The 6,836-nt window shown below is 72.7% G+C and carries 6 protein-coding genes; all 6 read left to right on the forward strand.

Translation table 11 applies throughout. From position 1 onward, the window contains the following. Positions 1 to 359, forward strand: a 359-nt coding sequence (locus tag J1M41_RS04895) for a DALR domain-containing protein (RefSeq protein ID WP_342214069.1), incomplete at its 5' end; no start/stop codon positions are given. A gap of 76 nt (positions 360 to 435) precedes the next feature. Beyond that, positions 436 to 1,425 (forward strand): 23S rRNA (guanosine(2251)-2'-O)-methyltransferase RlmB, encoded by a 990-nt coding sequence (rlmB, locus tag J1M41_RS04900; RefSeq protein ID WP_036382443.1) that lies wholly within the window; start codon positions 436 to 438, stop codon positions 1,423 to 1,425. 232 nt (positions 1,426 to 1,657) lie between these two features. Further along, a complete protein-coding gene (locus tag J1M41_RS04905; protein ID WP_206451271.1) occupies positions 1,658 to 2,668 on the forward strand; it encodes an ABC transporter substrate-binding protein in 1,011 nt (336 codons plus the stop codon). A 139-nt stretch (positions 2,669 to 2,807) separates the two neighbouring features. After that, positions 2,808 to 3,797: an ABC transporter permease gene (locus J1M41_RS04910; RefSeq protein WP_206451272.1), complete on the forward strand. Its 990-nt coding sequence runs from the start codon at positions 2,808 to 2,810 to the stop codon at positions 3,795 to 3,797. Further along, positions 3,790 to 4,581, forward strand: a complete 792-nt coding sequence (locus tag J1M41_RS04915; protein ID WP_036382449.1) for an ABC transporter ATP-binding protein — start codon at positions 3,790 to 3,792, stop codon at positions 4,579 to 4,581. The genes J1M41_RS04910 and J1M41_RS04915 overlap by 8 nt, the downstream gene beginning before the upstream one ends. A gap of 103 nt (positions 4,582 to 4,684) precedes the next feature. Beyond that, positions 4,685 to 6,784, forward strand: a complete 2,100-nt coding sequence (locus J1M41_RS04920; protein WP_049147756.1) for an alpha-1,4-glucan--maltose-1-phosphate maltosyltransferase — start codon at positions 4,685 to 4,687, stop codon at positions 6,782 to 6,784. Positions 6,785 to 6,836 lie beyond the last annotated feature (52 nt).

Genomic DNA, 6,836 nt, shown 5'->3' on the forward strand with positions numbered 1-6,836 from the left:
CCGCCATGGAGGACGACCTGAACGTGCCCCAGGCGCTCGCGGCCCTGCACGAGGCCGTGCGCGCCGGCAACTCGGCGCTGGCCGGGCATGACCTCGACGCCGCGGCCGCCCGCCTGGCCGAGGTGGAGGCCATGACCGCGGTGCTGGGCCTGGACGACGTGCCCGAGGGCGACGACGCCGCGGCCGGCCCGGTGTCGGACGCCCTCGACTCGCTCGTCCGCTCGCAGATCGAGGCGCGGGCGCAGGCCCGCGCGGACAAGGACTGGGCCACCGCGGACCGCATCCGCGACGCGTTGGCCGCGGCCGGCGTCGTGGTGGAGGACGGCGCCGACGGCGCCACATGGCGCCTGGCGGACTGACACCTAGACTGGAGGGCGATCCGGCGGCGCCCCGCGTACCGCCGCCCCCGTCCCCGGCACGCGCAGGAGTCCCGCCATGTCCACCGCCCCCCGCTCCGGCGGATCCCGCAAGCCCAAGGGCAAGAAGGGCCCCATGAAGGGCACCGGCGGCCACGGTCGCAAGGCGCTCGAGGGCCGCGGACCCACTCCCAAGGCCGAGGACCGGGTCTACCACAAGGCGCACCGCGCCAAGCAGCTGGCCGAGCGCTCGGCCGCCAAGCGCGGTCCCGTGAAGGACCAGGTCCGCGGCCGCGTGAAGCTCACGGACGAGACGGTCTCCGGCCGCAACCCCGTGCTCGAGGCGCTGCGCGCGGGCATCCCGGCCAAGGCGCTGCACGTGGCCGTGCGCATCGAGATGGACGACCGCGTCAAGGAGGCCCTGCGCCTCTGCCTCGAGCAGGGCGTGCCGGTCCTGGAGAACACCAAGCCGGAGCTGGACCGCCTCTCCGGCGAGGCCGTGCACCAGGGCATCGTGCTGCAGATCCCGCCCTATGAGTACGCGGACGCCACGGCCCTGGCCCTCGACGCACTGGCCAAGCACGAGAAGGGGCACCTGCGGACCCCGCCGCTGCTGATCGCGCTCGACGGCATCACCGACCCCCGCAACCTCGGCGCCATCATCCGGGCCGGCTCCGCGTTCGACGCGGACGGCGTGATCGTGCCCGAGCGGCGCTCCGTCGGCGTGACCGCCACCGCCTGGCGCACCTCGGCCGGCGCGGCCGCGCGGGTGCCCGTGGCCCAGGCCGGCAACCTGAACACCACCCTCGTCGACCTGCACAAGGCCGGCTACTTCGTGCTGGGCCTCGACGGCGGCGGGGACGTCTCCCTGCCCGGGCTCGCCCTGGCCACGGAGCCGCTCGTGCTCGTGGTGGGGGCCGAGGGCAAGGGTTTGTCCCGCATGGTGCGGGAGCACTGCCAGCAGATCGTGTCCATCCCGATCGACTCGACGATGGAGTCCCTCAACGCCTCGATGGCGGTGGGCATCTCCCTGTACGAGATCTCGGTGCAGCGCGCCGGCGGGCGCTGACCTCCACGGCGTCCCGCCCGGGATGACGGCCGGGCGGGGACGCGGGGGTCGCACACGAAGCCCAGCGGGGCAGAGTGTCCACAGTGACGCCGATCACATGGCAGGATGTCGCGTGGACACGCCCACGTCTTGCCCGTGACGCGCGTCACCGCGCACAGTGTCTGCACTGTGTCCGACGGGCCCCCGTCGGCGAGCGCATCCCGCACCGCACCATCAGAACGAGGTCCGTCTCATGAAGCACCGCTCCCTCCCCCTCACCGCCGCCCTCGCCGTCGTCGCCCTCGGGCTCACGGCGTGCGGCGACTCCGGCTCCGGCGGCTCCGGCTCGTCCTCCGCCGCCGGCGGCGAGGGCTCCTACACCGTGGGCATCAACCAGCTCGTCTCCCACCCGGCGCTCGACGGCGCGGCCGAGGGCTTCAAGGAGGCGTTCGAGGACGCCGGCCTGGACGTGACGTTCGAGGAGCAGAACGCCCAGGGCGAGCAGGCCACCGTCACCTCCATCGCCTCCACCTTCGCCAACGACGCGGACGTCGACCTCGTGGCCGCGATCGCGACCCCCGCCGCGCAGGGCACCGCCTCGGCCGTGAAGGACAAGCCGGTCGTGTTCATGGCGGTCACCGATCCGAAGGGCGCTGAGCTCGTGGCCTCGGACGAGGCCCCGGGCGGCAACGTCACCGGCGTCTCGGACCGCAACCCGGTCAAGGAGCAGCTGCAGCTGCTCAAGGACGTGAAGCCGGACGCCACGACCGTCGGCATCGTCTACAACTCCGGCGAGGCCAACTCCAAGGTCCAGGTGGACCAGGCCAAGGAGGCCGGCAAGGAGCTGGGCCTCGAGGTCAAGGAGGCCACCATCACCAACTCGTCCGAGGTCCAGCAGGGCGTGCAGTCCCTGTCCGGCGTGGACGGCATCTACGTGCCCACGGACAACGCCGTCGTCTCGGCGCTGGAGACCGTGGTGGGCTACGGCAAGGAGCAGCGCGTCCCCGTCATCTCGGCGGACATCGACTCCGTCGAGCGCGGCGCCCTGGGCACGTACGGCATCGACTACACGGCGCACGGCAAGCAGGCCGGCGAGATGGCCGTGAAGATCCTCAAGGACGGCGCGAAGCCGGCCGAGCTGCCCGTGGGCTACGCCGACCCGGCCAACCTGCAGCTCGTGCTGAACCCGAAGGCCGCCGAGGCCTACGGCGTCGAGATCCCCGCCGAGCTCACGGACAGGGCCGATCAGCTCGTCGAGGGCTGATCCCGCGCCTGCCCGCCTCCGCGGCGGCCCGGACCTCGTGGTCCGGGCCGCCGCGGAGCACGTCGACGGCCAGCCCACCCCGTCCCGCCGTCGTCCGTCCCCCCTCGCCCCCTCGCACCGCCCGAAAGGCACCCGCCCCATGCTGACCGCAGTGGAACTGGGTCTGATCTACGCCGTCGTCGCGCTCGGCGTGTACCTGACCTTCCGCATCCTCGACTTCCCCGACCTCACGGTGGACGGCTCGTTCACCACCGGCGCCGCCACGGCCGCCGTGCTCATCACGGGCGGCACGCCGGTGCCCCTGGCCATGCTCGCCGCCTTCGTGGCGGGCGCGCTCGCGGGCCTCGTCACCGGCCTGCTGCACACGAAGGGCCGGATCGACGGCCTGCTCGCCGGCATCCTCACGATGATCGCGCTCTACTCGATCAACCTGCGGATCATGGGCAAGGCCAACATCCCCCTGCTCGGCCAGGACACCCTGTTCACGTGGCTCGGCGACCTGGGCCTGGCCCGGAACTGGGGCTCGATCCTCGTGCTCTTCCTCGGTGTGTTCGTGGTGAAGCTGATCCTCGACTGGTTCCTGCACACGGACCTGGGCCTCGCCCTGCAGGCGACCGGTGACAACGAGGAGATGATCCGCTCGTACGGCGTCTCCACGGACCGGATGAAGATCCTCGGCCTGATGATCTCCAACGGCCTCTTGGCCCTCGGCGGCTCCCTGCTGGCCATGTACCAGGGCTTCGCGGACATCTCCATGGGCATCGGCCTCATCCTCGTGGGCCTGGCGTCCGTGATCGTGGGCCAGGCCGTGTTCGGCCAGCGCACGGTCTTCTGGGCGACGCTCGCCGTGATCGTCGGCGCCGTGCTCTACCGCCTGATCATCCAGTTCGCCCTCAACGCGGGCCTGAGCCCGAACGACATGAAGCTGATCTCCGCGGCCCTCGTCGTCGTGGCCCTGCTGCTGCCGCGCTTCGGCTTCGCCAGGCGCCTGAGCCTGCGCACGCGGGGCACGGCCGCGACCCCGGCGCCGGCCGCCGCCGCTCCGGCCACCGCCGGCATGCCCCTGACTGGCGAGCCGGGCGGCGCCACCCCCGCCGCATCCGTCTCCGAGGAGGCCCCCCGTGCTTGAGATCTCACAGGTCTCCAAGACCTTCTTCCCGAACACCGTCAACGAGCGGCGCGCCCTGCAGGGCATCGACCTGCACCTGGCCGAGGGCGACTTCGTCACCGTGATCGGCTCCAACGGCGCCGGCAAGTCCACGATCCTGAACACGATCGCCGGCAAGCTGCTCCCGGACACCGGCACCGTGGCCGTGGGCGGCAAGGACGTCACCCGCATGCCGGACCACCGCCGCGCGGCCTCGATCGGCCGGGTGTTCCAGGACCCGACGGCGGGCACGGCCCCGAATCTCACGATCGAGGAGAACATGGCCCTGGCCTGGCGACGCGGGCACGCCCGCGGGCTCTCGCGGGGCGTCTCCCGCGCCCGGCGCGCGATGTTCCGCGACGAGCTCACGAAGCTCGAACTCGGCCTGGAGAACCGCCTCACCGCCAAGGTCGGGCTGCTCTCCGGTGGCCAGCGTCAGGCGCTCAGCCTGCTCATGGCCACGTTCTCCGGACCGAAGATCCTGCTGCTGGACGAGCACACCGCCGCCCTGGACCCGTCCCGGGCGGAGCTGGTGACCCGCCTGACCCGGCAGGTGGTGGCCGAGCACCGGCTCACCACGCTGATGGTCACGCACAACATGTCCCAGGCCCTCGAGGTCGGCAACCGGCTGATCATGATGCACGACGGCCGGATCATCCTCGAGCTGGACGAGCAGGAGAAGGCCGGGCGCACCCCGGCGGACCTGCTGGCCGAGTTCGGCAAGATCAAGGGCGCCGTCGTGGACGACAAGACCATGCTGTCCTGAGCGTCCCGTCCGGCGCCCCGTCCCCGGCCTGCCCCTCCGCCCCCCACGGCGGGCGGGCGGGCCGGCCGTTCTCACCGGCGCGGCCGCGGGGTAGCGTCGTGGCGTGAGCACCGTGAAGCCCGACACCCAGAGCGCCACCGCAGCCGATGTCCGCCTCCAGACCGTCACGGGGCGTATCCCGGTGACGGACGTGCAGCCCGTTGTGCTGGACGGCCGGTTCCCGGCGAAGGCCGTGGTCGGCGAGGACATCCCCGTCCGCGCGACCGTGTTCCGCGAGGGCCACGACTCCGTGCGCGCCACCGTCCGCCTGTTCGACCCGGCCGGCGCCGAGGTGCAGCGCGTGCAGATGCGTCCGGGCCGGCCCGGCCTGGACGAGGTCGTGGCCACGCTGCGGCCCGCCGAGCCGGGCCTGCACCAGTTCGTGGTCGAGGGCTGGGACGATCCGGTGGGCACGTGGAAGCACGCGGCCACCGTCAAGATCGCCGCCGGCGTCGACGTGGAGCTGATGCTCGCCGAGGGCGCCGCCCTGTTCCGCCGGGCCGCCGAGGACGCGGAGCGCTCGGCCGAGGACCGCGCCGTGTTCGAGGAGGTCGTTCGCGGCCTCGAGGACGAGTCGCTCATCCCGGCCCAGCGCCTGGCCTCCGCCGAGTCGGCGGAGGTGTCCGCCGTCCTCCACGCCCGCCCCGTGCGGGAGCACCTCACGAGCTCCGAGCTCTACCCGCTGGACGTGCAGCGCGAGCTCGCCGGCCGCGGCGCCTGGTACGAGTTCTTCCCCCGCTCCGAGGGCGCCCGCTTCGACGAGGCCTCCGGCACGTGGTCCTCTGGCACCTTCGCGACGGCGGCCGACCGGCTCCCGGCGGTCGCCCGGATGGGCTTCCAGGTGGTCTACCTGCCGCCGATCCACCCGATCGGCACCACGCACCGCAAGGGTCCGAACAACACGCTGACGGCCGGGCCGCAGGACCCGGGCTCGCCGTGGGCGATCGGTGGGCCCGAGGGCGGGCACGACGCCGTGCACCCGGACCTGGGCACCGTCGAGGACTTCGAGGCGTTCGTGGCCGCGGCCGCGGACGAGGGCCTCGAAGTGGCCCTGGACCTGGCCCTGCAGTGCTCCCCGGACCACCCGTGGGTCGCCGCGCACCCGGAGTGGTTCACCACCCGCGTGGACGGCACCATCGCGTATGCGGAGAACCCGCCGAAGAAGTACCAGGACATCTACCCGCTGAACTTCGACAACGACCCGGGCGGCCTCGCCCAGGCGGTGCTGGACGTGGTGCGGGGCTGGGTGGCCCGCGGCGTGCACATCTTCCGCGTGGACAACCCGCACACCAAGCCCCTGTGGTTCTGGGAGTGGCTGATCGCGAAGGTCCGCGCCGAGGAGCCGCGCGTCGTGTTCCTCGCCGAGGCCTTCACCCGTCCCGCGATGATGCACGCCCTGGGCAAGGTCGGGTTCCAGCAGTCCTACGGGTACTTCACCTGGCGGAACACGGCCGAGGAGCTTGCGGAGTACCTCCAGGAGATCTCGCACGAGACGCCGGCGTTCTATCGCCCCAACCTCTTCGTCAACACGCCGGACATCCTCACGGAGTACCTGCAGCACGGCGGCCCGGGCGCGTTCCGGATCCGCGCCGTCGTCGCCGCCACGGCCAGCCCGCTGTGGGGCGTCTACGCCGGGTTCGAGCTGTTCGAGCACGTGGCCCGGCCGGGCGCGGAGGAGTACATCGACAACGAGAAGTACGAGTACCGCCCCCGGGACTGGGAGGGCGCGGAGGCCGCGGGTGCCTCGCTCGCCCCGTACCTCACCCGGCTCAATGAGATCCGCGCGGCGCACCCGGCGCTGGGCGACCTGCAGAACCTGACCCTGCACGCCTCGACGCACCCGGACCTGCTCGTGTTCTCGAAGACGCGCTCGGCCCGGCCCGAGGGTGCGCACCGGGACGCCGAGGCGGTCACCGACGCCGGTCCCGCGGAGGACACCCTGATCGTCGTCGTCACCACGAACCCGCACGACGTCGTCGAGGCGACCCTGGACCTGGACCTCGAGGCGCTGCGTCTGCGCCCCGAGGACCGCGACGCGTCCGGGGCCGTCGAGGTGGAGGACCTGCTCACCGGCCAGCGCTGGCGGTGGGGCCGCACCCCGTACGTCCGCCTGGACCCGAACGTCGAGCCCGCCCATGTCCTGCGGGTCGTCCGGAACGGCTGAGCCGCTCCCGACGCCCGCCGTCCCCAGAACAGGAATCGCCATGACCCCGTCC

Origin of the sequence: Micrococcus sp. KRD096, assembly GCF_017168495.1 — a bacterium.
GTDB lineage: Bacteria > Actinomycetota > Actinomycetes > Actinomycetales > Micrococcaceae > Micrococcus > Micrococcus luteus.

Bases quoted from the DNA above. Each gene is read 5' to 3' on its own strand.
- J1M41_RS04905 (WP_206451271.1), top strand. From the start codon at position 1,658: ATGAAGCACCGCTCCCTCCCCCTCACCGCCGCCCTCGCCGTCGTCGCC.
- rlmB (WP_036382443.1), top strand. From the start codon at position 436: ATGTCCACCGCCCCCCGCTCCGGCGGATCCCGCAAGCCCAAGGGCAAG.
- J1M41_RS04910 (WP_206451272.1), top strand. From the start codon at position 2,808: ATGCTGACCGCAGTGGAACTGGGTCTGATCTACGCCGTCGTCGCGCTC.